19 protein-coding genes and 1 pseudogene are annotated in these 22,621 nt (G+C 69.2%); 14 read left to right on the plus strand and 6 right to left on the minus strand.

All coding sequences use genetic code 11. The features are described from left to right. Positions 1 to 25: 25 nt before the first annotated feature. The 8 genes from mtnA (at position 26) to BYZ73_RS01245 (ending at position 7,720) form a co-directional block, all read left to right on the plus strand. A complete protein-coding gene (mtnA, locus tag BYZ73_RS01210) occupies positions 26 to 1,129 on the plus strand; it encodes an S-methyl-5-thioribose-1-phosphate isomerase (RefSeq protein ID WP_108023596.1) in 1,104 nt (367 codons plus the stop codon). A 463-nt stretch (positions 1,130 to 1,592) separates the two neighbouring features. Beyond that, complete coding sequence (locus tag BYZ73_RS01215) at positions 1,593 to 2,066, plus strand: hypothetical protein (protein ID WP_112314581.1); 474 nt, start codon at positions 1,593 to 1,595, stop codon at positions 2,064 to 2,066. A 14-nt stretch (positions 2,067 to 2,080) separates the two neighbouring features. Next, entirely contained in the window at positions 2,081 to 3,352 is a 1,272-nt protein-coding gene (locus BYZ73_RS01220; protein WP_112314582.1) for an imelysin family protein, read from the plus strand. A gap of 63 nt (positions 3,353 to 3,415) precedes the next feature. Next, positions 3,416 to 3,691: a (2Fe-2S)-binding protein gene (locus tag BYZ73_RS01225; protein ID WP_108023602.1), complete on the plus strand. Its 276-nt coding sequence runs from the start codon at positions 3,416 to 3,418 to the stop codon at positions 3,689 to 3,691. After that, positions 3,658 to 4,143, plus strand: a complete 486-nt coding sequence (gene bfr, locus BYZ73_RS01230; protein WP_075786072.1) for a bacterioferritin — start codon at positions 3,658 to 3,660, stop codon at positions 4,141 to 4,143. Before BYZ73_RS01225 ends, bfr begins: the two co-directional genes overlap by 34 nt. Before the next feature lie 22 nt (positions 4,144 to 4,165). Continuing rightward, a complete protein-coding gene (locus BYZ73_RS01235) occupies positions 4,166 to 5,623 on the plus strand; it encodes a di-heme oxidoreductase family protein (protein WP_112314583.1) in 1,458 nt (485 codons plus the stop codon). Next, on the plus strand, positions 5,620 to 6,630 hold the full coding sequence (locus BYZ73_RS01240) for an imelysin family protein (protein WP_112314584.1): 1,011 nt from the start codon (positions 5,620 to 5,622) through the stop codon (positions 6,628 to 6,630). Before BYZ73_RS01235 ends, BYZ73_RS01240 begins: the two co-directional genes overlap by 4 nt. A gap of 1 nt (position 6,631) precedes the next feature. Then, positions 6,632 to 7,720 (plus strand): DUF1513 domain-containing protein, encoded by a 1,089-nt coding sequence (locus BYZ73_RS01245; RefSeq protein ID WP_112314585.1) that lies wholly within the window; start codon positions 6,632 to 6,634, stop codon positions 7,718 to 7,720. A gap of 9 nt (positions 7,721 to 7,729) precedes the next feature. On the opposite strand, the gene BYZ73_RS01250 is transcribed toward BYZ73_RS01245, so the two are convergent. Beyond that, a complete protein-coding gene (locus BYZ73_RS01250) occupies positions 7,730 to 8,557 on the minus strand; it encodes a GNAT family N-acetyltransferase (protein ID WP_112314586.1) in 828 nt (275 codons plus the stop codon). Further along, positions 8,554 to 9,204, minus strand: a complete 651-nt coding sequence (locus BYZ73_RS01255) for a GntR family transcriptional regulator (protein ID WP_245895490.1) — start codon at positions 9,202 to 9,204, stop codon at positions 8,554 to 8,556. The genes BYZ73_RS01250 and BYZ73_RS01255 overlap by 4 nt, the downstream gene beginning before the upstream one ends. 301 nt (positions 9,205 to 9,505) lie before the next feature. On the opposite strand from BYZ73_RS01255, the gene BYZ73_RS01260 reads away from it, so the two are divergent. From BYZ73_RS01260 to BYZ73_RS01295, 6 genes are all read left to right on the plus strand, one after another. Then, positions 9,506 to 10,489, plus strand: a complete 984-nt coding sequence (locus tag BYZ73_RS01260; protein ID WP_112314587.1) for an ABC transporter ATP-binding protein — start codon at positions 9,506 to 9,508, stop codon at positions 10,487 to 10,489. 27 nt (positions 10,490 to 10,516) lie between these two features. Further along, complete coding sequence (locus BYZ73_RS01265) at positions 10,517 to 11,791, plus strand: ABC transporter substrate-binding protein (protein WP_112314588.1); 1,275 nt, start codon at positions 10,517 to 10,519, stop codon at positions 11,789 to 11,791. A 120-nt stretch (positions 11,792 to 11,911) separates the two neighbouring features. Further along, positions 11,912 to 12,841 (plus strand): ABC transporter permease, encoded by a 930-nt coding sequence (locus BYZ73_RS01270; protein ID WP_181497924.1) that lies wholly within the window; start codon positions 11,912 to 11,914, stop codon positions 12,839 to 12,841. A gap of 1 nt (position 12,842) precedes the next feature. Next, complete coding sequence (locus tag BYZ73_RS01275) at positions 12,843 to 13,682, plus strand: ABC transporter permease (protein WP_108023619.1); 840 nt, start codon at positions 12,843 to 12,845, stop codon at positions 13,680 to 13,682. A 3-nt stretch (positions 13,683 to 13,685) separates the two neighbouring features. Continuing rightward, positions 13,686 to 14,324, plus strand: coding sequence for an aspartate/glutamate racemase family protein (locus tag BYZ73_RS01280; RefSeq protein WP_112314589.1), 639 nt, complete (start codon positions 13,686 to 13,688; stop codon positions 14,322 to 14,324). Positions 14,325 to 16,473: 2,149 nt separating this feature from the next. After that, entirely contained in the window at positions 16,474 to 18,375 is a 1,902-nt protein-coding gene (locus BYZ73_RS01295; protein ID WP_181497925.1) for an FUSC family protein, read from the plus strand. On the opposite strand, the gene BYZ73_RS01300 is transcribed toward BYZ73_RS01295, so the two are convergent. From BYZ73_RS01300 to BYZ73_RS24095, 4 genes and pseudogenes are all read right to left on the minus strand, one after another. Beyond that, entirely contained in the window at positions 18,376 to 19,398 is a 1,023-nt protein-coding gene (locus BYZ73_RS01300) for a zinc-dependent alcohol dehydrogenase family protein (RefSeq protein ID WP_112314592.1), read from the minus strand. Between the two features lie 486 nt (positions 19,399 to 19,884). Beyond that, positions 19,885 to 20,682 (minus strand): acetamidase/formamidase family protein, encoded by a 798-nt coding sequence (locus BYZ73_RS01305; RefSeq protein ID WP_112314593.1) that lies wholly within the window; start codon positions 20,680 to 20,682, stop codon positions 19,885 to 19,887. 51 nt (positions 20,683 to 20,733) lie between these two features. Then, on the minus strand, positions 20,734 to 21,261 hold the full coding sequence (locus BYZ73_RS01310; protein ID WP_112314594.1) for an acetamidase/formamidase family protein: 528 nt from the start codon (positions 21,259 to 21,261) through the stop codon (positions 20,734 to 20,736). Positions 21,262 to 21,331: 70 nt separating this feature from the next. Then, a pseudogene (locus BYZ73_RS24095) lies at positions 21,332 to 21,739 on the minus strand (helix-turn-helix transcriptional regulator); the annotation flags it as partial. Between the last annotated feature and the right edge of the window lie 882 nt (positions 21,740 to 22,621).

The following is a 22,621-nucleotide window of genomic DNA, read 5'->3' on the forward strand; positions in this document are numbered from 1 at the left end:
GGGTGAAGGAAAGGACCTAGGGGCCATGAAGATCGACGGGACCCATTATCGGTCCATCTGGCGCGAGTCCGATGGAACCGTGAAGATCATCGACCAGCGCTGGCTGCCGCACGAGCTGCGGATCGTGGCGCTGACCAACCGGCGGGATTTCGCCTCGGCGATCCGCGACATGTGGGTCAGGGGCGCGCCCCTGATCGGGGCCACGGCCGCCTATGGGGTGGCGGTGCAGATGGCCCATGACGCGTCCGACGCGGCGCTGGCGGAAACCTGGGAGGTGCTGCACGCCACCCGGCCGACCGCGATCAACCTGCGCTGGGCGCTGGATGAGATGACCCGGGTGCTGAAGCCGCTGCCGCCGTCCGAGCGCGCCGCCGCCGCCTTCCGCCGCGCCGCCGAGATCTGCGACGAGGATGTCGAGATCAACCGCCGGATCGGGCTGAACGGGCTTGAGCTGATCCGCGCCATCTCGGAACGCAAGGGCGGCAAGCGCGTGAACGTGCTGACCCATTGCAATGCGGGCTGGCTGGCGACCGTCGACTGGGGCACCGCGACCTCGCCGATCTATCACGCGCTCGAGGCCGGGATCGACGTGCATGTCTTCGTCGACGAGACCCGGCCGCGCAACCAGGGCGCCCAGCTGACCGCCTGGGAGATGAACCATCACGGCGTCAGCCACGACCTGATCGTGGACAACGCGGGCGGCCATCTGATGCAGCATGGCGAGATCGACCTGTGCATCGTCGGCACCGACCGCACCACGGCGCAGGGCGATGTCTGCAACAAGATCGGCACCTATCTGAAGGCGCTCGCGGCCAAGGATAACGGCGTGCCCTTCTACGTGGCCCTGCCCTCGCCCACCATCGACTGGACGGTGCGGGACGGGGTGAAGGAGATCCCGATCGAGGAACGCGACGGCGGCGAGGTGACCCATGTGCAGGGCCGGATGCCCAGCGGCGTGGTGGGGCTGGTGCAGATCTCGCCCGACGGCACGCCCGCGCGCAACCCCGCCTTCGACGTGACGCCCGCGCGGCTGGTGACCGGGCTCATCACCGAACGCGGCGTGGCCGAGGCGAGCCCCGAGGGCCTGGCGCGGCTCTTCCCGGACCGCGCGACCGTCGCGGCCGACTGAGCGCCTGCATCGTGACGCATTTTAAAGGGGCGTGCCTGCCGGGCGCGCCCCTTTTTCATGGCCGTTCCTGCCTTGCATCCTGCTGCGCGCGACGGCGCAAAAGGGAACGACCGGACGCAATCGCGTCCTCCCGTATCCTGCAGCGCGCGGCCCGCCTCCTTCCGCGCATTCCGCCTTCCATCCTGCCTCCTTCCATCCTGTCCCCTGATGCCGAGCGGGCGACCGCGATCCGGCGGGCCTCTTTCCGCCCGGATTTGCGCGCGGACACCCCTGCCCGACCGTATCCGACGAAAAAACTCAGGTTGACTTATCCGAGCATTTTCGTCAGCTTTGGCCCGACGCGAACACGACCCGAACCCACCTGCCGGAAGGCCCGGGCATTCTGACCGATCAGTTCAAGACGGCATCGACGACGGGGCTTGGCCCCGGTCCGCCGCGGCCGGATGCCAAGGAGACCCGAAAGATGACTGCCGACCCCAATCGACGTGGCGGAGCCGCCGTGGGCTACCTCACCGATCTCGACCCGGTCGAGGCCGGGGCGGTGCGCTGCCTTCGCCTTTGGGCCGATGGCGACGCCGCGCAGCGCGAGCTGCGGCGCGAGCTGGCCGACCGTCTGGGGCCGCTGCAGGGGCGCGCCGCGGCCGAAAGCCTGAACACGATCTGCACGCTTTGCGCCATGTACGGGCGGCGCCCGCTGATGCGGCATTCGGCCTGCTGCCCCTGTCTCGGGGCGGACGAATCCTGTTTTGCCACCTTCGTCGCCGCCGCCGGCGCGGGAGATCGCGAGGACGCGATGCTGATGGCGGCGATGCTGGTCCGGGCCGATCTGGCGCCCGGTCTGGTCGATCCGGCCACCCGGCTGGGGCTGGCGCTCCGGCGCCTTGCGACGGGCGTGGCGCCGCAGCCGTCGCGGCCGCCTGCGGAAAAACTACACTGAAAGGACGGGAACGCATGATGAAACCAACGCTCGCCACCTGCTCGCTGGCCCTCGGGATGGCCGGGACCGCCGCCATGGCCGAGGCTCCGGCCGCCGAGGCTGTGCTGACCACCTATGCCGACATCGCGGCCGCCACCTATGGCGACGCGCTGACCGGGGCCGAGCGCCTGCAGGCGGCGGTCGATGCGCTGGTGGCCGAGCCCTCGCCGCAGGCGCTCGATGCCGCGCGCCGCGCCTGGCTGGCCGCCCGCGTGCCCTATCAGCAAAGCGAGGTGTTCCGTTTCGGCAACCCGATCGTCGACGACTGGGAGGGCAAGGTGAATGCCTGGCCGCTGGACGAGGGGCTGATCGACTATGTCGATGCGGGCTATGGCGGGTCGACCGACGAAAACCCGCTGGCCGCGGTCAACGTGATCGCCTCGCCGCAATTCGAGATCTCGGGCGAAACCGTCGATGCCACCGAGATCACCCCGGCCCTGCTGGCCGAGACGCTGCACGAGGCCGACGGGGTCGAGACCAATGTCGCGACCGGCTATCACGCCATCGAATTCCTGCTGTGGGGCCAGGACCTGAACGGCACCGATCCGGGTGCGGGCAACCGGCCCTGGACCGATTATGCGACCGGCGAGGCCTGCACCAACGGCAATTGCGACCGGCGCGGCGCCTATCTGAAGGCCGCGACCGATCTGCTGGTGTCGGATCTGGGCTGGATGGCGGCGCAATGGGCCGAAGATGGCGAGGCCCGCGCGGCGGTGATGGCCGACAGTTCGGCCGGGCTTTCGGCGATCCTGACCGGCATGGGCAGCCTCTCCTATGGCGAGCAGGCGGGCGAGCGGATGCGGCTGGGGCTGATGCTGAACGACCCCGAGGAAGAGCATGACTGCTTCTCGGACAACACCCATAACAGCCATTACTATGACGGGCTCGGCATCCGGAACGTTTATCTTGGCAGCTATACCCGGATCGACGGCACCGAGGTCGCGGGGCCGTCGGTCTCGGATCTGGTGGCGGCGAAGGATGCGGATCTCGATGCCGAGATGAAGACCAAGCTCGACGCCACCATGGCCGCGCTCGCCCGGCTGAAGACCGCCGCCGAGGCGGGCTTCGCCTATGACCAGATGCTCGCGCGCGGCAACGAAGCCGGCGAGGCGTTGATCATGGGCGGCGTGAACGGGCTTGTTGCCCAAACCGCAAGCATCGAGCGGGTCGTCGACACGCTCGGCGTCGGCGATGTCTCGGTCGAGGGGTCCGACAGCCTCGACAACCCGGCCGCCGTTTTCCAATGATGTCCTGAACCCGGGGGCCCCGCCAGTACCGGGGCCCCACGCTTTCCGGAAGGAGCGTCCCGCATGATCGTCTGCCACTGCCAGCGCATCACCGACCACGACATTCACGCCGCCATCGACTGGATGCGCGCGGCGGACCCGGCGACCATCGTCACGCCCGGAAAGGTCTTTCGCTCGCTGGGCAAGCGCGCAGATTGTGGAGATTGCATGACGCTCTTTCTAGACACGATGCGCGCGAACGCTAATCTTGAGGTTCCATCGGACCTACAGAACCTCAGGCCCCAGCACAGAAAGGACAAGACCTCATGCAAGGCGACCCCAAGGTCATCGACTACCTGAACAGCGCGCTTCGCAGCGAATTGACCGCCATCAGCCAGTACTGGCTGCATTACCGCCTGCAGGACGACTGGGGGCTCGGCCACATGGCCAAGAAGAGCCGCGAGGAAAGCATCGAGGAGATGACCCACGCCGACAAGCTGATGGCGCGGATCCTGTTCCTCGAGGGCCACCCGAACCTGCAGAAGCTCGACCCGCTCCGCATCGGACAGACCCCCAAGGAGACCCTCGAATGCGACCTGGCCGCCGAACAGGATGCCCGTGCGCTGTACAAGGAAGCGCGGGAATACTGCGCGGGCGCCGGGGATCACGTCACCAAGGAGCTGTTCGATGAGCTTCTGGCCGACGAAGAGGGCCATATCGACTTCCTCGAAACCCAGCTTGACCTCTACGACCGCGTCGGCGCCGAGAATTACGCGCTGCTCAACGCCTCGAAGATGGACGAGGCCGAGTAAGGCCGCCCTTCTCGGATTGTGGATGGGGTCGGCGTCCGCCGCCGGCCCCCTGACCCAGGCGCTCACCGGCCCGGGTCTTGCCACCCTGCCCTTCACCCCCGCCGAAGAGGCCCGCATCGCGGAGGCGACCGCCCTGCCGCGCCATTTCACCCGCCCGCAGCCTTTCGAGGCGCTCGCGGGCGGCGCGGGCACCGTTGCGGGCGCGGCCGCCTTTTCGGCGCCGCTGGCGAACCTGCCCCGCAGCGAGGGGCTCGATTTTCGCGGCGGACAGGCGCTTTTCGACCGGACCTGGGTTTCGGCGCCCTCCTCAACCATCGCCTCTGACGGGCTGGGGCCGCTCTTCAACGCGCGGTCGTGCCTTGCCTGCCATCCGGGCGGCGGGCGCGGCGCGGCGCCCGCAGGCCCCGGCGATCTGCCGGTCGCGCTGATGTTGCAACTCGGGGTCCCCGATCCGTCGGCCATCGAGGGCTATCTTTCTCAGCCCGATCCGGTCTATGGCCGCCAGATCCAGCCCGCGAGCCTGCCCGGCCTGACCGCCGAGGGCCGCCCGACCGTCGCCTATGACGCGGTCGAGCGCGCTCTGTCCGGGGGCGACAGCGTCACCCTGCGCCAGCCCCGCTACGCGCTGGCCGATCCGGGCTATGGCCCGCTTGGCGCGGACACGGTCCTCAGCCCCCGCATCGCGCCGGGGCTGGCCGGGCTCGGGCTGATCGAGGCGATCCCCGAAGAGGCGATCCTGGCGCTCGCCGATCCCGAGGATGCCGATGGCGACGGCATTTCCGGCCGGGCGAGCCTGTTGCCCGGCCCCGAGGGGCGCCCGGTGCTGGGCCGCTTCGGCTGGACCGCCGCACAGCCGACGCTGGAGGCCCAGATCGCCCATGCCTTTGCCCATGACATCGGGCTCAGCTCGCCGCTTTATCCCGAGGGCCATGGCGACTGCACCCCGGCCCAGACCGCCTGCCGCACCGCGCCCGATGGTGGCGATCCCGAACAGGACGGCTTCGAGATCTCGGCCACCGCGCTCGATCTGGTGACGCGCCATGCGCGCCACACCGCCGTGCCCGCCCGCCGCGACGCGGACGCCCCCGAGGTGCTGGCGGGCAAGCGGGTCTTTCACGACACCGGCTGCGCCGCCTGCCACCGCCCCGCCTTCGTCACCCGCCGCCTGCCCGACGCGCCCGCGCTGAGCTTTCAGCTGATCTGGCCCTATAGCGACCTGCTGTTGCACGACATGGGCGCGGGGCTGGGCCAAGGCGGCGCCGGGGCCGAGGGACGCGAATGGCGCACGCCCCCGCTTTGGGGGCTGGGCCTTGCCCGCGCGCTGGAGCCGCAGGCGGGCTATCTGCATGACGGCCGCGCCCGGACCCTGCTGGAGGCCGTCCTCTGGCATGGCGGCGAGGCCGCCCCGGCCCGCGACCGCGTGGCGACGATGCCCGCAGCCGACCGCGCCGCCCTGATCCGTTTCCTGGAGAGCCTATGATCCGAAGATCCGTCCTTGCCCTCGCCCTGGCGCTCTGCGCCGCCCCCCTTGCCGCAGCCCCGGCCGACATCGCCGAGGCGGTGATCGACCGCCATGTGCTGCCCGGCTTCGCCCGGTTCGAGGCGGCGGCCGCCGATCTGGAAACCGCGGCCGAGGCCGATTGCGACCCGGGATCGGAAACGCTCCGCACCGCCTGGGGGGCCGCCTTCGATGCCTGGCTTGGCGTCAGCCATCTGCGGCTCGGGCCGACCGAGACCGACAACCGCGCCTTTGCGCTGGCCTTCTGGCCCGACCCGCGCGGGATGACCCCGAAGGCGCTGGCAGGCCTGATCGCCGATGCCGACCCGGTGGTCGACAGCGAGGCCGGGTTCGCCACCGTCTCGGTCGCGGCGCGGGGCTTCTACGCGCTTGAATACCTGCTGTACGACCCGCAATTCGCCGCCCCCACCCCCTATGGCTGCGCCCTCATTCGGGCCGAGGCGCGCGACATCCACGCGCTTGCCGCCGCGATCCTTGCCGACTGGCAGGGCGGCCATGCCGATCTGATGCGCCATCCCGGCCCCGACACCCCCTACCAGGACGAGCGCGAGGTGCTGAAAGCCTTCTTCACCGCGCTGCACGAAGGGCTGCAGGTCGATGTCGATCTGCGGCTCGGCCGCCCGCTTGGCACCTTCGAACGCCCGCGCCCGACGCGCGCCGAAAGCTGGCGGTCGGGCCGGCCGCTGCACAATGTGACGGTGACGCTGGCGGCGCTGCGCGAGCTGGCGATGCTGATGGCGGCCGAGGACCCGGCCAGCGCCGCCGCGCTGACCGCCGATTTCGACCGGGCCGACCGGCTTGCCGCGGACCTCGACGATCCGGTCTTCGCCGGGGTCGCGACGCCGCAAGGGCGGCTAAGGGTCGAGATCCTGCAACAGGCGATCCACGAGATCGCCGAGGAAACCCGCGCCAGCCTCGGCCCCGCGCTTGGCGTCGCCGCCGGGTTCAATTCGAGAGACGGAGACTGACATGACCGACCGCCGCAGCTTCCTTGCCGGGGCGCTGGCCGCCTCGCTTTCCCCCCGGGTCGGCTGGGCCGATGCGGGCAGCCCGGCCTTTCTCAGCGCCGCCCAGGACCGCGACGGCAGCCAGACTCTGGTCGGGCTCGATGCCCAGGGGGCCGAACGGTTCCGCCTGCCCCTGCCAGAGCGCGGCCATGCCGCCGCCGCCCATCCCATCCGCCCCGAGGCCACCGCGTTTGCCCGCCGCCCGGGCACCTTCGCGCTGGTGATCGACTGCCGCGAGGGCCGGGTGACTGCCGTGCTCGACGCGCCCGAGGGGCGGCATTTCTACGGCCATGGCGCCTATTCCGCCGACGGGCGCTACATGTACACGCCCGAAAACGACTATGACGCAGCGCGGGGCGTGATCGGGGTCTGGGACACCGAGGCAGGCTATCTGCGGGTCGGCGAATTCGACAGCCACGGCATCGGCCCGCATGACATCAAGCTGATGCCCGACGGGAAAAGCTTCGTCATCGCCAATGGCGGGATCGAGACCCATCCCGACAGCGGCCGGGCCAAGCTGAACATCCCCTTCATGGAACCGAACCTCGCCTATCTCAGCGCCGAAGGCACGCTGCTGGAAAGCGTCGCGCCGCCCGCCGACTGGCACATGAACTCGATCCGGCATCTGGCGCTGGGACCGGGCGGCACCGTCGCCTTTGCCATGCAATGGGAAGGCCCCGAGGCCGAGGCGCCGCCGCTTCTGGGCCTGCACCGGCGGGGCGAAGCGCCGGTCTGGCTGGACGCGCCGGGCGCCGAACATGCGGCGATGCAGGGCTATGCGGGGTCGGTCGCGATCTCGCAGGACGGGGCCGAGGCCGCGATCTCGTCGCCGCGCGGCGGCCGGGTGCATGTTTTCGACATCGCGGGCGCGCGGTTTGCGGGCGCCATCGAGGCCCTGGACGTCTGCGGCCTTGCCCCGGCGGCGGGCAGCGGCTTCGTCGCCACGACCGGCACCGGCGACGTGCTGGGCCTGCAGGGCCTGCGCCCGGTCTGGACGGCCCGGCACGGCCGCGCCTTCGACAACCATCTGGTGACGGTGGGCGCCGCCTGAGCCCGCCCCTCAGCCGAGTTCCAGCGTCGCCACCGCCGAGATGAGCGGGCCGGGCTGCGGAGCGGGCCCGCGATACATCCGCGCCGTACCGAAAACCGGGCTCAGGCCCAGCCCCGTGCAATGCCCGGCGAGCCAGGGGCTGGTCCCGGGCACGTCGATCATCGCAGGCGTGCCATGGGCGACGCGGCCGCAGGTCTCGATCAGCGCCGCCGCGACCGCGCCGTCCCCGGCGACCAGCGGCCCGATCTTCCAGCCCTCGCGGCAGGCCCGGATCGTCGCAAAGCCCGCGATCTCTCCGGCCGCGCGGCAGACGAGCGTGCGCCGGGTCTCGCAATCACGCGTCCAGGCCGACAGGAAGGCACGTTTCTCATAGCCGGTGGCCTCGGCCTCCATCGCGATCAGCGTTTCAATATCGTCTTTCAACACCGGACCGATGCCGGGATGGGCGCGGCCGGGCAGCACGCCCGCATAGCGCACCGTCCGCCCGGCCAGTTCGAACCCGCTCTTGCGATAGTTGTCCTGCTGCGCCTCGACCCCGTCGAGCCCGACCGTCCGCGCCCCCGCATGCTCCAGCGCATGGGTCCAGAGCGCATAGCCGATGCCCCGCCCGCGCCAGTCCGGGCGGCAGAGATAGAGGCCCAGAAAGGCCACCTCGTCGGTATGGTTCACCACCGAGATCGCGGCCACGATCCGGCCCTCGGCCTCGGCCAAGAAGAACCCTTCGGGATCGGCCGCAAAAAAGGCCGCGGCATCGTCGAGCCCCGGGTTCCAGCCTTCCTCGGCGGCCCAGTCCAGCACGGCGGGCAGTTCTTCGGCGGTCATGCTGCGCAGTTTCATCGGCCTGTCAGAGCCTCCTTCAGCGATTGCGGCACCGGCACCGGGTCCTGCAGGTCGAGAAGCGACAGCAGGTCCAGCAGATGGCCCTTCATCACCTCTTCGGCCCGGTCGCCGTCGCGGTCCTCCATCGCGCGCATGAGCGCGTGATGGGCATGACTTTCGCACATCGCCTGCGGCCGGCGCCAGTAAAGCGCGATCACCAGCGACGAGCGCGAGATGAGCTGCGTGATGAAGCCCTCGATGATGGTCTGGTCGGCGATCCGGGCAATCTCGATATGGAACTGCCCCGACAGCCGCAGCGCCAGACCGGTCTGGGCGGCGGCCAGCGCCGCGTGCTCCTGGTCCATGTGACGCTTGAGCAGGCCGATGTCGCGGGGCGTGGCGCGCAGCGCGGCCGAGCGCGCGGTGCGCGGTTCCAGAAGCGCGCGCGCCTCGAACACCTCGCGCGCCTCGCGCACGGTCGGCTGGGCCACGAAGGCGCCGCGATGGGGCTCGATGGCAACAAGATTGTCATGGGCAAGCTGTTGCAGCGCCGCGCGCACGATGGTCCGGCTGACCCCGAAGATTTCGCCCACCTCGTCCTCGGACAGCTTCATCCCCGGCCCCAGCCGGCGCTCGTGGATGGCGCGGGTCAGATGCTCGACCACGTCGCGGGCACGGGTCGCCCGCTTGCCCTCCTGGCGCGCTGTCGGGGTCTGATCGGTCACGGCTCTCTCCTCGTTGCCCTCCTGTCATCGCCCGACTCAGGCGGCCGGACAAGAATCGTCAGAGTTGTGAGGGATCGCAGACCGGATCGTATACAATCCGCGATGCCGTAGCGGACAATATTGTTCACATCTGCCCAAATTAGCAGCACATCTCGAAAAGGCGGGGGCAGATCGGTTGGCCGGGGCTTTTCGCGGGCGGCCCGGCCCGGAAAGGTGAGGCAACAGCTTCTGGGGGAGCGGCATGCGCACTGAACTCGATCTGGAACTCGTGGCCCTGACGAAACGCTACGGCGAAACCGTCGCGGTAGATGGCATCCAACACCTGTTTCGCGGCGGCACCTATGCCTGCCTGCTGGGGCCGTCGGGCTGCGGCAAGTCCTCGACGCTGAGGATGATCGCCGGGCATGAAGAGGTCTCGGACGGGGCCATCGTGCTGGCGGGCCAGGACATCTCGCGCCTGCCGCCCGCCCGGCGCGGCACCGCGATGATGTTCCAGAACTACGCGCTGTTCCCGCATCTTTCGGTCGCCGACAACGTGGCCTTCAGCCTCAAGATGAAGGGCATCGACCGCGAGACCCGCCGCAAGCGCGCGATGGAGCTTCTGGAGCTCGTGCACATGACCGCCTATGCCGAACGCCTGCCCGCCCAGCTGTCGGGCGGTCAGCAGCAGCGCGTGGCGCTGGCCCGGGCGCTGATCACCAATCCGCAGGTCCTGCTGCTGGACGAGCCGCTTTCGGCGCTCGACCCGTTCCTGCGGGTGCGGATGCGGTCGGAACTGAAGAAGCTGCAACGCGAGCTGGGCATCACCTTCGTCCATGTCACCCATGGCCAGGACGAGGCGCTGGCGCTCGCGGACGAGATCGTGGTGATGAACAACGCGGTGATCGAACAGGCAGGGCCCGCGCGCGAGGTCTTCAACACGCCGCGCACCGAATTCGTGGCGCGCTTCATGGGCGGGCACAATGTCATCGCCCTGCCGCGCGGCCATTTCGCGATCCGCTCGGACCAGATCGCGGTGACCGAGGCCGCGCAGGGCAAGCTCGACGGTCATGTCACCGGCATCGAATACCAGGGCACCAGCGTCGCGCTGACGCTGATGACCGCGGGCGATCAGGAGATCACCGCGATCGTTCCCGAAGACCAGTATTTCGTCAAACCCATCCAGCCCGGCGACGGCGTGGGGCTGAGCTGGGACGAAGACCACCTCCACGCCCTCACCGCGTGATCCAACAAGTCCACCATGGAGAGAAAGATGAGCGAAGCCACCAAGTCCGGCCTGAGCCGGCGCAGCCTGCTGAAGGGCGCCGCCGCGGGCGTTGCGGCCAGCGCCTTCCCGGCGCCGATGATCTGGGCGCAGAACATCAAGGACGTGACGCTGCGCCAGTTCGGCACCGGGGTGTCGAACATCAACGAAGTGGCGCAGAAGGTGAAAGAGGATCTGGGCTTCACGCTGGAGATGACCGCGCTTGACAGCGACGCGGTGACCCAGCGCGCCGCGACCCAGCCCAAATCCTTCGACATCGCCGATATCGAATACTGGATCTGCAAGAAGGTCTGGCCGACCGGCAACCTGCAGGGCATGGATGTCAGCAAGATCAGGAACTACGACAAGATCGTCGGCATCTTCAAGGACGGCAAGCTGACGCCCGACTCGACCATCGCCCAGGGCACCTCGCCCAACAGCGTGGGCTTCACCGACGGCCCGGACGGGACCAAGTTCGCCGATCACGAGACCGGCTGGATGACCCTGATCCCGACGATCTACAACGCCGACACGCTGGGCATCCGCCCCGACCTGATCGGCCGTCCGATCGACAGCTGGGCCGAGCTTCTGAACCCCGAATTCAAGGGCAAGGCCTCGCTTCTGGACATTTCGGCCATCGGCATCATGGATGCCGCCATGGTCTGCGAGGCGATGGGCGAGATCACCTATGGCAACAAGGGCAACATGACCCGCGACGAGATCGACAAGACCCTCGCGATCATGACCGAGGCCAAGAAGGCCGGCCAGTTCCGCGCCTTCTGGAAGACCTTCGACGAAAGCGTCAACCTGATGGCCTCGGGCGAGGTGGTGATCCAGTCGATGTGGTCGCCCGCCATCACCGCGGTGAAATCGCGCGGCATCCCCTGCGTCTACCAACCGCTGAAAGAGGGCTACCGCGCCTGGGGCGGCGGCATCGGGCTGTCGAAGAACCTCTCGGGGCTCGAGCTGGACGCGGCCTATGAATACATCAACTGGTATCTCGACGGCTGGGTCGGCGGCTTCCTGATGCGGCAGGGCTATTATTCGGCCGTTCCGGAAACGTCGAAGAATTACATGACCGAGAACGAATGGGGCTACTGGTTCGAGGGCAAGCCCGCGACCGAGGTCATCACCAACCCCTATGGCGATGCGATGGCGCAGCCGGGCGAGACCCGCGACGGCGGGTCCTTCGAGGAACGCATGGGCCATATCGCCTGCTGGAACGCGGTCATGGACGAGAACCAGTACATGGTCCGCAAATGGAACGAGTTCATCGCCGCCTGATGGCCTGAGCCCGACCCTGTTGGGGCCGGCGCGGGTTTCACGCCTTCCGTAGCGCCCGGCCCCAGCCCTTCCCCCGGTCCCGGGGGAAGGGCCCCCTTCCGCTGCACGAGTGAGACGCGCATGACCGCCCTGCCGAAAACCTCCCGTCCGTTCCCGGGCCAGCCCGCGGCCGCTCGCGCCCGCCTGCTGGGCGGCGGGCTGAAGAACCGCCACCTCTCGGGCTGGCTGCTGGCCTCGCCGCTGGCGCTGGTGCTGCTGGTCTTTCTGGTGCTGCCGATCGTGATGATCGCGATCGTCAGCTTCTGGGGCGCGACCGAGTTCTCGATCTACCCGGCTTTCCAATGGGACAATTACCAGTTCCTGCTGACGTCTCCCGTCACCTACAAGGTCTTTCTCAACACCTTCAAATACGCGGTGCTGACCTGGGCTTTCACGCTGACCATCGGCTTTACGGTGGCCTATTTCCTGGCCTTCCATGTCCGCAGCCTGACCTGGCAGATCGCGCTGTTCCTGCTGTGCACCATTCCGTTCTGGACCTCGAACATCATCCGGATGATTTCCTGGATCCCGTTTCTCGGGCGCAACGGCATCGCCAATTCGACCCTGATGTCGATGGGGGTGATCGACGAGCCGCTGGAATGGCTGCTGTATTCCGATTTCTCGGTGATCCTGGCCTTCGTGCACCTTTACACGCTGTTCATGGTGGTGCCGATCTTCAACACCATGATGCGGATCGACCGCTCGCTGATCGAGGCGGCCTACGATTCCGGCGCGACCGGCTGGCAGACGCTGACGAATGTCATCATTCCGCTCTGCAAGCCCGGCATCATGATCGGCTCGATCTTCGTCGTCACGCTGGTGATGGGCGACTTCATCACCGTGCGCTTCATGTCGGGGTCCCAATCGGCCAATGTGGGCCGCCTGATCTCGAACGATATCGGGCTGTTGCAATACCCCTCGGCCGCCGCCACCGCCGTCATCCTGCTGATCACGGTGCTGATGGTGATCGGCCTGCTGCTGCGCTTCGTCGACATCCGGAAGGAGCTTTGACATGGACCGCCGCCCCCGTTCCTTCTACGTGCTGGCCGCCTTCTTCACGCTGTTCCTGCTGTTTCTCTACGGCCCGACCTTCACCATCGCCATTCTCAGCTTTCAGGGCCCCGAGGGCGGGCTGACCTTCCCGATGCGGGGCGTCTCGCTGCACTGGTTCCGCGACCTCTTCGAGCAGCAGGCCGTGGGCGACATCTGGGGCAGCTTCGGGCGATCCTTCGTGCTGGGGCTGATGGTGATGGTGACGACCGTCGTCGTCTCGGTGATGGGCGGGCTTGCGTTCCGCAAGCGCTTTGCCGGATCGGCGGTGCTGTTCTATCTGGTGGTGACCTCGCTGGTCATCCCGTCGATCCTGGTCTCGCTGGGCGTCGGGCTGATCTTCAGCCAGTCGGGGCTCGACGTGCACTGGGCGACCTCGGGCTTCGGGTCGCAGTTGACATGGACCCTGCCCTTCGGCTTGCTGATCATGTTCGCGGTCTTCAACCGCTTCGACAAAAGCTATGAAGAGGCCGCGCGCGATCAGGGCGCCAGCGCCTGGCAGACGATCCGCCATGTGGTGCTGCCGATCATCGCGCCCTCGCTGATCGGGGTGGCGCTGTTCGGCTTCACCCTCAGCTACGACGAATTCGCCCGCACCCTGCTGACCGCGGGCAGCCATAACACCCTGCCGCTGGAGATCTACGGCATGACCACCAATGTCACCACTCCGGTCATCTTCGCGCTTGGCACGCTGACCACCGCCTTCTCGCTGGTCGTGATCGGCGTTTTCCTGGCCACCGTCTGGACGATGAACCGCCGCCGCGCCCGGCAAGGCTCGGACGCCGGTCAGGGGATGGTCTGAGCCATGGCCTTCATCGTCATCAACCCCAATTCCACCGCGGCCATGACCGACTCGATCCTCGCCATGGCCCAGGCCGCCGCCCCGGGCGCAGCCTTCGAGGGCTGGACCTCGACGCTTGCCCCGCCCGCGATCCAGGGGCCCGCGGATGTCGCCGCCGCGACGCCGCCGCTGCTGGAGCTGGTCACCCAGGCCGCCCGGCGCGGCGCCGAGGGGGTGATCGTGGCCTGTTTCGACGACCCGGCGCTGGCCGATGCGCGGGCCTGCGCGCCCTGCCCCGTGATCGGCATCGGCCAGTCCGCCTTTCACAAGGCGGCGCTCCGCGGCTGGCGGTTTTCCGTGGTGACGACGCTGCCCGCGGCGATCCCGACGGTCGAGGGCAATATCCGGGGCTATGGCCTGTCGCAGCATCTGGGCCGGGTGCGGGCCAGCAACGTGCCGGTTCTGGCGCTTGAGGAAGACACCGAGGCCGCCTGCGCCCGCGTCGCCGAAGAGGCTGAACGCGCCGTCGCCGAAGACGGCATCGACGCGGTGATCCTCGGCTGTGCCGGGATGGCCCGGGTCACCGGACATCTGCGCACCCGGCTGCCGGTGCCGGTGATCGACGGCGTCGAGGCCGCCGCGCGCTTCATCTCGGTGCTGTGAGGCGCCCAAGAACGATCCGTGCCCGCGCAATCCTCGCGCCCCGAGACGAAACCGACACCCGGCGCCGGGCTCAGACGCGTCGCCGTCCCCGCATCTTCGGCCGATCGACCTGCGCTTCGGACGGGAAAACCCGACTGCCGGTCGGGCGGATCGGACCTGTCGGAGGTCCCTGCCGCGATGCGGCCTGAATGGGCCTTCCCGAGGCGGAACCGGGATCGGCGCGCGCGCGTCCGAAGGCGGCACAAGAGCCGTCATTCCCCAGGATCGGGCGTCCTGTCCGGTGCAAGCGATCGGGGGGCATGCCCTGTCGCGGCTGACATGTCCCAGGCGGTCAGGGCGGCCTCCAACGCGGCGACGCCGTCCAGATCGAGGGGATGGGTCGGCCCGTCGAGGACGAGCCGCATCGGCGGCGGGCCCGGCCCCGAGGGCACAGGCCAGACCGATGCGCAGGCGCTCGCCCCCGCCCGGTTCGCCCGCGCGGCGCAAGGCATCCGCCGCATGAAACCCGAAACGGACCACAAAGCACGGGGCGGCACGCATTCCTGATCATCGCCCGAAAATGACGATTGCGGTGCGCGAGATGGCAGAGAGGAAAGTCCCCGGACAGCGGCCACTCGCGTGGCACCGCGGCGCCGGTCCCCGAGGCGGCCAAACATGATCCCGATGCGGTTGTGCCGCTTGTCCTGTCTGACGGTCCCGTTGCACTTCGTCCGTCCCGGGATGCAGGCTTGTATGCCCTTGCCTTTCACCGCGTCCCGGAACCGGCCTGCGGCTTCCGGAGCGCCCGGTCGCCCGTTTCGGCGGCATCCGGTGCGTGGTTCGGACATATCCGGTCGCGCCGGAGGCCAGCCGCCAGGCTCTTTTCCCCGATGTCGCCCGAGGGGAACCGGTCAAGCGGTTCGATCCCTGCGGGACAGCCGCCGCGCGCGGCGTCCTGCGCGCCCCATGATGCTGGCGCGGCCTCGCGGGTGGCAACCGGCCGGGCGCTGATCACCGCTTGTCTCCGTCCTCCCCGGGCCGCGCGTCTTTCACAGCGGCAGGCCATCAGGCCCCCGCCTGTGGACGCCGTGACCGGGCCGGTCCAGGATTGCGTCGGCGCGGGCGGGCTCGTCGACGACGCGGCGCCAGGCCCCAGCCGGCAACTGGCGGATGATGACGGCGACGCCGTCGCCGTCCCCGACGATCCCCATGAGGTCGCGCCGCGCGGCCCGGCCGACGGGCGGTCGGGGCCGATCAGCGGGTCGGGACGGCCCGGCCGACGGAACAGCCGGGGAATGCGGCCGCCGCCAGGGTCTGCCCGCGTTCTGCAAAAAGGCGCGGCACGCGGCGGTGCAGGACGCTCTTCCCGTTCCGAGAGGCGGCCTGCGCCGGGTCGGCTGGCCGATTTCGCGGCGGAAGACTCGTTCGCCCCGATCTTGCGGGAAGTCGCCGCGATACCGACCCCGCCCGCGATCCGTTCGGCGGCCGGTCGGGTGGACAGGAACCGGAAACTCCCAGACCACCCCACGCGTCGGCTCACCATCGCGCGCCATGTCCAGCCCCCTCGATCGCATGCAGACATCCTCCCAAGGCCCGTGTTTCACTGGACCATGGGGGCATTGCACCGCTTTCGATGCTCAACACGCTCAAGGCGCAGGTCGCCGCAGTCGGAGAAGGAAGCAGGACCCGCCTGTTGCCGTATTTCCGGCCGCGCGGGCCGGATTGCGGTTGCTGGCTCCGCGTCTGCCGGATGGATCCAAAACGGAGCCGCGGCTTTTGGCGGTCTTCCACGGCGATCCGGCCGCGACCGCATCGTCGCGGACGCCGCTGACGCTCAGGACAGAACGGCCCCCGAGGGCGAGGGATGACGGCCTGTGGCAGCCCCGTCGGGGTCCGAAAGGTGGAATGGCCGGCCAGTCCGGCCATCCGAAGGGTCCGCCCGGAACGCGCGCGCGCAAGTTCCCGTTCACTGACGTCCCGGCCCGGACACCGGCACCGGGAGCGACTTGCATCTGGCATTCGCGGCATCGCTCCGGTAACTGGCAAGGGTCAGCTGGCCTGCGGCACACGCCCCGCCATGACCGAAGGGACGGTTTCCTGCGCAAAAGCGTCCCGAGAATCGGGCGCCGCCGCAGCTGTGACGGATGATCAGCGTTGGAGATCCGGACCTTTGGAGAGAAGCCGCGCCGTCCTGGCAACCCTGGGATTCGACCCGAAACACCTGTCCTTCGCGGGCCGAACCGCGCTCGCCGCCTGCGCGGCCCTGGCTGTGGCCTGGGCGGCGGGGCTGGAGCATCCGCAATGGGCCGCGATGACCGTCTGGGCCGCGTCGCAGCCGACCCGCGGCCAGCTTCTTGAGAAAAGCTTCTTCCGGATCGCAGGCACGGTCAGCGGCACGGCCGCGGGCATCCTTCTGGTGCTGGCGGGCGGCCTGCACCCCCTGTTGCTGGTCCTCGGGCTGGCGCTTTGGGTGGCAGCCTGCACGGGCATCGGCAACGTGCAGCGCGGGTTCGTGTCCTATGGCACGGTGCTTGCCGGCTATACCGCCGCGATGGTGGCATTGCTCGAGTCGAGCCTCCCCGACCGCGTGGTTCTGCTTGGGGCCGACCGGCTGGCGACCGTGCTGACCGGGGTCGTCGTGGCGATGGTCTTCGGCTATGCCTTCGCGCCGCCCACGGCAAGCCCCGAGATCCGCCGGAGGGCGGCCCGGCTGATCGCGGATATCCTCGACGAGCTTGCCGCGCGGATGGACGGGCATGCCGAACGGCCGGACCGGGGGGGCGCCCTGCTGGCGGAGATGGCCAGTATCGAGGACGGGCTCGACCCCCAGGCGGCGGGCTCCATCCGGTCCCGGCGCGTGGTGCGGTCGACCCGCGCCGTCCTGGGGGCGGGATTGTCGGCGCTGCTCTGGGTCCGTCGCAACCCGGCGCATGCGCTTTGCCCCGGGGCGGCGCAGCCCTTCCGTCAGGCCGCGGACGACCTGCGACTGGACCATATCGACAGGGCACGATCCACGCTTTCGGCCTCGGCCGGCCTCGTGGCGGCGCATCCCCGGCTGCTGGGCGTGGTGCGCGACCTGGCCCTCGCGCTCGATCACTGGCAAAATCCGGACGCCCGCACGCCGGACCGCTCGCTGCCGGCCGTGATCTCGCGCGACTGGATCGGAGCGCGCGAGGCCGCACTCCGGGCCGGAGGCGCGATCCTTCTGTTCGGCGCGGTCTGGCAGGCGACGGGCTGGCATGCGGGACCCTATCTGCTGCTGGGCCTGTCGATCATGATCTCGCTGTTCTCGACCTTCGAGAATCCGCGGGCCATGATGCGTAACGTCTTCCTCGGCTCGCTGTTCGGCGCGCTGGGGGCGCTGGCCTGCCGCTGGCTGGTCTGGCCGCTGGCCGGAGCCGAGTATCAGCTGATCCTGCTGGCCTTTCCCTTCATCCTCTTCGGCCCGTTTCTCGTGGGCCATCGGCGCACGGCGGCGATCAGTTTCGACTACAACATGACCTTGATGCTCATGCTGCAACCCGTCTGGCCGCTGGCGGGCAAGTTTCTCGACTCGGTCGAGATCGGTCTCGCCATCCTCGCCGCACCGATAACGGCCTTCGTGGCCTATCGCTTCGTCTATCCCGCCGGGTTGCGGCGCAGGCTTCGGACCCAGTTCCGCATGATGATCGCGGATCTGGCCGCCCTCGCTTCGGACGACCAGGCCCTGACCCATCGCGCCGTCTGGCGGGCGCGGCTCTATCACCGGGCGCTGCGTCTGGTGCGCCTGTCCGAAAAGGCCTCGCGCGCCAAGGACCGGGGGCAGCGCGCGAGCCTTGCGATCCTCGATCTCGGGCATGCGACGATGCGGGCGAAGGACCTGCTGGAGCGCGGCGCCGTTACGCCGGGCGCGGCACGCGCCCTGACCGGCTTTATCGGGCGGGTGGCCCACCTGCCGGACCGGCCCGAGCGCTGCCTGTCTGCCCTCCGCCGCATCGAGGAGCGTTTGCCCGAGGACGAGTTGAGGCCGTTCCGGAAGGCCGCGTGCGAACTCGAAGGTCTGCTGGACGATTTCCGCCAGAGCCTGGTCTGATCATTCCTCGACCCGCAGCATCGTCTTGATGGCACGGCGCTCGTCCATCGCCCGGTAGCCCTCGGCGACATCCGCGATGGGAAGCGTCAGGTCGAACACCCTGCCGGGCTCGATCCGACCCTGCAGAACCCGGTCCATCAGGTCGGGCAGGAAGCGGCGCACCGGGGCCGGGCCGCCCAGCATCCGCTGCTGCTTGAAGAAGAGCTGCCCGCCGTCGAAGCTGACGCCATGGGGCACGCCGACATAGCCGATGGTCCCGCCCGGGCGGCAGACCCCCATCGCCTGCTGCATGGATTGCGCCATGCCGACGGCCTCGATCACCGAGTCCGCGCCGACGCCGTCGGTCAGGTCCATGATCCGGGCGATGCCGTCCTTGCCGCGTTCCCCGACGATGTCGGTGGCGCCGAAGTCGCGCGCCAGGGCCGAGCGGCTGTCATGCCGGCTCATGGCGATGATCCGCCCCGCGCCCAGCTGGCTGGCCGCCATCACGCCCATCAGGCCCACGGCGCCGTCGCCGACGACGACGACCGTTCCCCCCTCGCGCACATTGGCCGCGACCGCCCCGTACCATCCGGTCCCAAGCACGTCCGACACCGCCAGCATATGCGGGATCATCCCGGCATCCGGCATCTCTTCGGTGGCCACCAGCGTGCCGTCGGCCAGCGGAACCCGGGCATAGGGCGCCTGGGCGCCGGTCATGAACTCGCGCTGCTCGCAGGAGGACTGGAAGCCGAACTGGCAATGCGGGCAGGTATTGTCCGAAAGACAGAAGGACCCGACGACGAACTGGCCCGGCTTGACCGTGCGCACCTCGCTGCCGACCTCGACGACCACGCCGCAATATTCGTGCCCCATATGCGCGGGACCGTCCTGCGGCTGCAGGCCCCGGTAGGGCCAGAGGTCCGAGCCGCAGATACAGGTGGCCGACAACTTGATGATGGCATCGGTGGGCTTGAGGATCTTCGGATCTTCGACGGCTTCATAGCGAACGTCGCCGGGGCCGTGCATGACCGTTGCGTGCATGGAAACTCCTTTCCTTTAAGTCAGGCGCCGGACCCGGCGCCGGTGACATGCTGCATCCAGGTGCAGATCTACCTGTGCTTCCTGTCCTGGATGGCAATATGGCTGACGCTTGTCCCGGTCGGGCCACGGCAAAGTCCGGGGCAAAGCGCCCTCGGCCGAGGCCGACCCTCGACCCGTTGATCGCGACGAATTAGGGGCGTTGTCCCTTGGAAGGGCGGACTCGGACCCTGCGATTGCCGCCACTGGCGGCGCCCGCTGACGGTTGACCAAAGACCCTAATAATCGGATCGGCGCCGCGCATGCATGCAAAGGCGCCGGGAACGCCAGGCATCCTGCCCCTGGCGGTGGGGCCGCGGGTGCGCTGGTCGCGCCATCGGCCCGGCCTAGCGCAGGACCTGCCGTCATTGCGGGCGAAACGGCCAATCGCCCGTCGCGCCGGCGCCCCTTCGGGCAAGCATCGTCTCACCCGCCGGCCGACCCCGGCGGTCAGGCTCCTGCGGACCTGGCCGAGCCCCCGGGCGGGTGGAAAAGCGACCGCCGGATCGCCACATGAACCCCGAAATTGCCATCCGCGACCTGGGTGACGCTGAAATCGGCGGCGACAGACAGCAGGGCACGGGCGTCGTCTTCGGTCAGCCCGTGGACGTCCCTCAGGAAACGCCGCCCCTGGCGGAAGGCATGGCGCAAGGCATGATCCACCGAAGAGCGCGTGTAGACATCGGTCTGGGCGCTGCGGCCGAGATCGCGCAGGTGGTTTTCGAACCTGAAGCTCTGGATCACCCAAGCCTCGGGCGTCCCGATGACCGGCGCGGTCCGGCCGCGCACCCCGGGGACGGTGTCGGTTCCGGACTTGTGCAGTCTCAGGCGGAAGGTGCCGGTCAGCGACATCTCAAGACCCGTTCCGTTGATCTCGCCATCGCCCTGGCTGAAATGGCCGTCCCCGATGGACAGCAGCGCGCCCTCGACCGCGACGGGCAGATAGATGCGGGCGCCGGAACCGGCGCGCCGGTTGTCGATATTGCCGCCGAAATAGCCCGGCGGAATGGTATCGACGCTCTCCGCCGCGCGCGGGGCGCCCCCGACAAAGCCGAAATGCGGGCGCGCGGGCACGACGATCCCGTCCAGCGCCCGGCGGTGCCCGACCAGACTGTGGTCGACCGGAATGCCGGGATCGTCCATCGTGCCCTGCTCGATCCCGAACGGACCGGTCTGCGGGGTCCAGCGATACTGATAAACGGCGCGGGCCTCGTCGGGGCGGTCCGGATCGACCTCGAAGATCGTCACCGTCTCGTGCCGTTTCGTGCCCGGCAGCGGGTCCGTGTACTGATACCCCCACTAGGCCGCGGCGTTCGACCCGATGGCCTTGCACCGGAACAGCAGATTGGCCGAGGGGCGCGGGGCGATTTCGATGATCTCGACCTCCAGCACGTCGCCCGGTTCGGCGCCGGTGACATGGATCGGCCCACTGCAGATATGGACGTCGAAACCCTCGCCCGCGCCGCGCCCGAAGATCGAGGCATCCATCGGCCCGGCCCCGCGCCGGTCGATCGCCTTGGCCTCGCGGGTCCAGCGAAAGACGCTTTCCGCCCCCGGATCGCTCTCGACGAAGCGGGTGTAATCGTCGCCGCCATGCCGGGTCAGCGTCTCGACCCGGACGACCGCGCCGGAGGGCACATGGAGGACGGGCGGAAGCGACCGGCCGATATGCCCCCGATGCACGGTACCGGCCCGCGCGGGCAGAACGAAATCGACCGGGCAGCCATCGCCGGGCGCGGGGTCGGGGTCTGGGTCGGGAAGGTCCGTCGCGGGGGCGGCGGGCGGCCTCGCCCGGATTGCCGCGAACGGCGTAGGGAAGCGGCGCATGCCGGTTGTCCGCGCGCAGCGCGCGGGGCGATATGCCGAAGGCGTCGCGAAACGACAGGCTGAAATGCGCGGCGCTGGCAAAGCCCCTGCGATGCGCGATCTGGGCGATGCCGACCCCGTTCTGGCTCATGTCCAGCAGATCGGCACGGCTGCGCTCCAGCCGTTTCTGGCGGATGTGCCGGGAAAAGCTGTCGCCCTGCGGCTCGAAAAGCCGCTGGGCATAACGCGGCGACAGCCCCGCCAGTCCGGCGACATCGCTCAGGGACAGCTCCTGCATCGCCAGCCGCGTGTCGATGGCGGCCGTGACCCGCCGGAAATGCGCGACCTGAACGGGCGTCATCCCGCCGTCGTCGAAATCCGCCTCATGCAGGAGCGCCCCGCACAGCACGTCGAGCAGGGCGCCTTCGCTGGCGGCAAGGTCCTGCCGGGTCAGCGCGTCGAACTGCGCGCCGAGAACCGCCAGCATCGTCCGCGCCATATCGGCGGCAACCGACCCGCCCAGCACCAACGGCCGCGCCAGCCGCTGTCGGCCGAGCCGGGTCGAGACGCAGTCGGGCGGCAGATCCAGAAGGATCGCCTTGGCGTCGCCTGACCAACGAAGGCACCGGTCGACGCCCGGGGGCAAGAACCGCAAGATCGTTCTGGGCGAATTACTGCACGCGTGAGCCGACGGAAAGGACGCCCCGGCTGCGCAGCGTCAGCACCGCAAGCAACGCCCCGGACCGCGACCGGACCGCACCGGGGCGGATCTCTTGCGCGGGGGCCACGCGCCGCGCGAGACGCAGGCCGACTGGCAGCCGCAGGACGCTGAGCGTGCCGGTCAGCGCCGCCGTGCCGGCCGGCGCAGCGGTCAGCCCGAATTCGGCCAGCCGCGCGCCCCGCCTCGGGCGGCGTCGACAGATCCAGATGATCGGGGTCCAAAGCGCTGTCCATCCCGCGACAAGCCTGGCGCAGCAGCGGCCGCCCGGTGCCGGAAATCCGGGGGGGGGGCGGGCCGGTTTCCGTTCATATGCCTCAATTTCATGCGGCTGTGTCGGCAAGCGCTGTCCCGCATATGCACAAACGGTTTCCCGGAGGCGCAGCCCTCCTGCGGCGGCGGTCCGGCAGGGCGGCGGGCAGCCCCCGCCAACCCTTTGCCATGGCGCCTTTTTCCGCCGCCCGGAGCGGAAGGCCCGGGCGCGCTTGCCGAAACCGGGCCACCGCCAACTGAGCCTGCCGGTGCCAGACATTTCCCAACAGGAAAGACGATCATGTGTCGTGAAGACGATGCGACCTGCCCCGGTTTCGAGGCGCATTTCCGGCAGTTCAAGGAAGAGATCAACCCCGGCCCGCGGGCTGCTGGGCGCCGGTCTGTTCGGCG

The sequence above is a fragment of the Rhodovulum viride genome, from assembly GCF_003265965.1.
Classification (GTDB): domain Bacteria; phylum Pseudomonadota; class Alphaproteobacteria; order Rhodobacterales; family Rhodobacteraceae; genus Rhodovulum; species Rhodovulum kholense.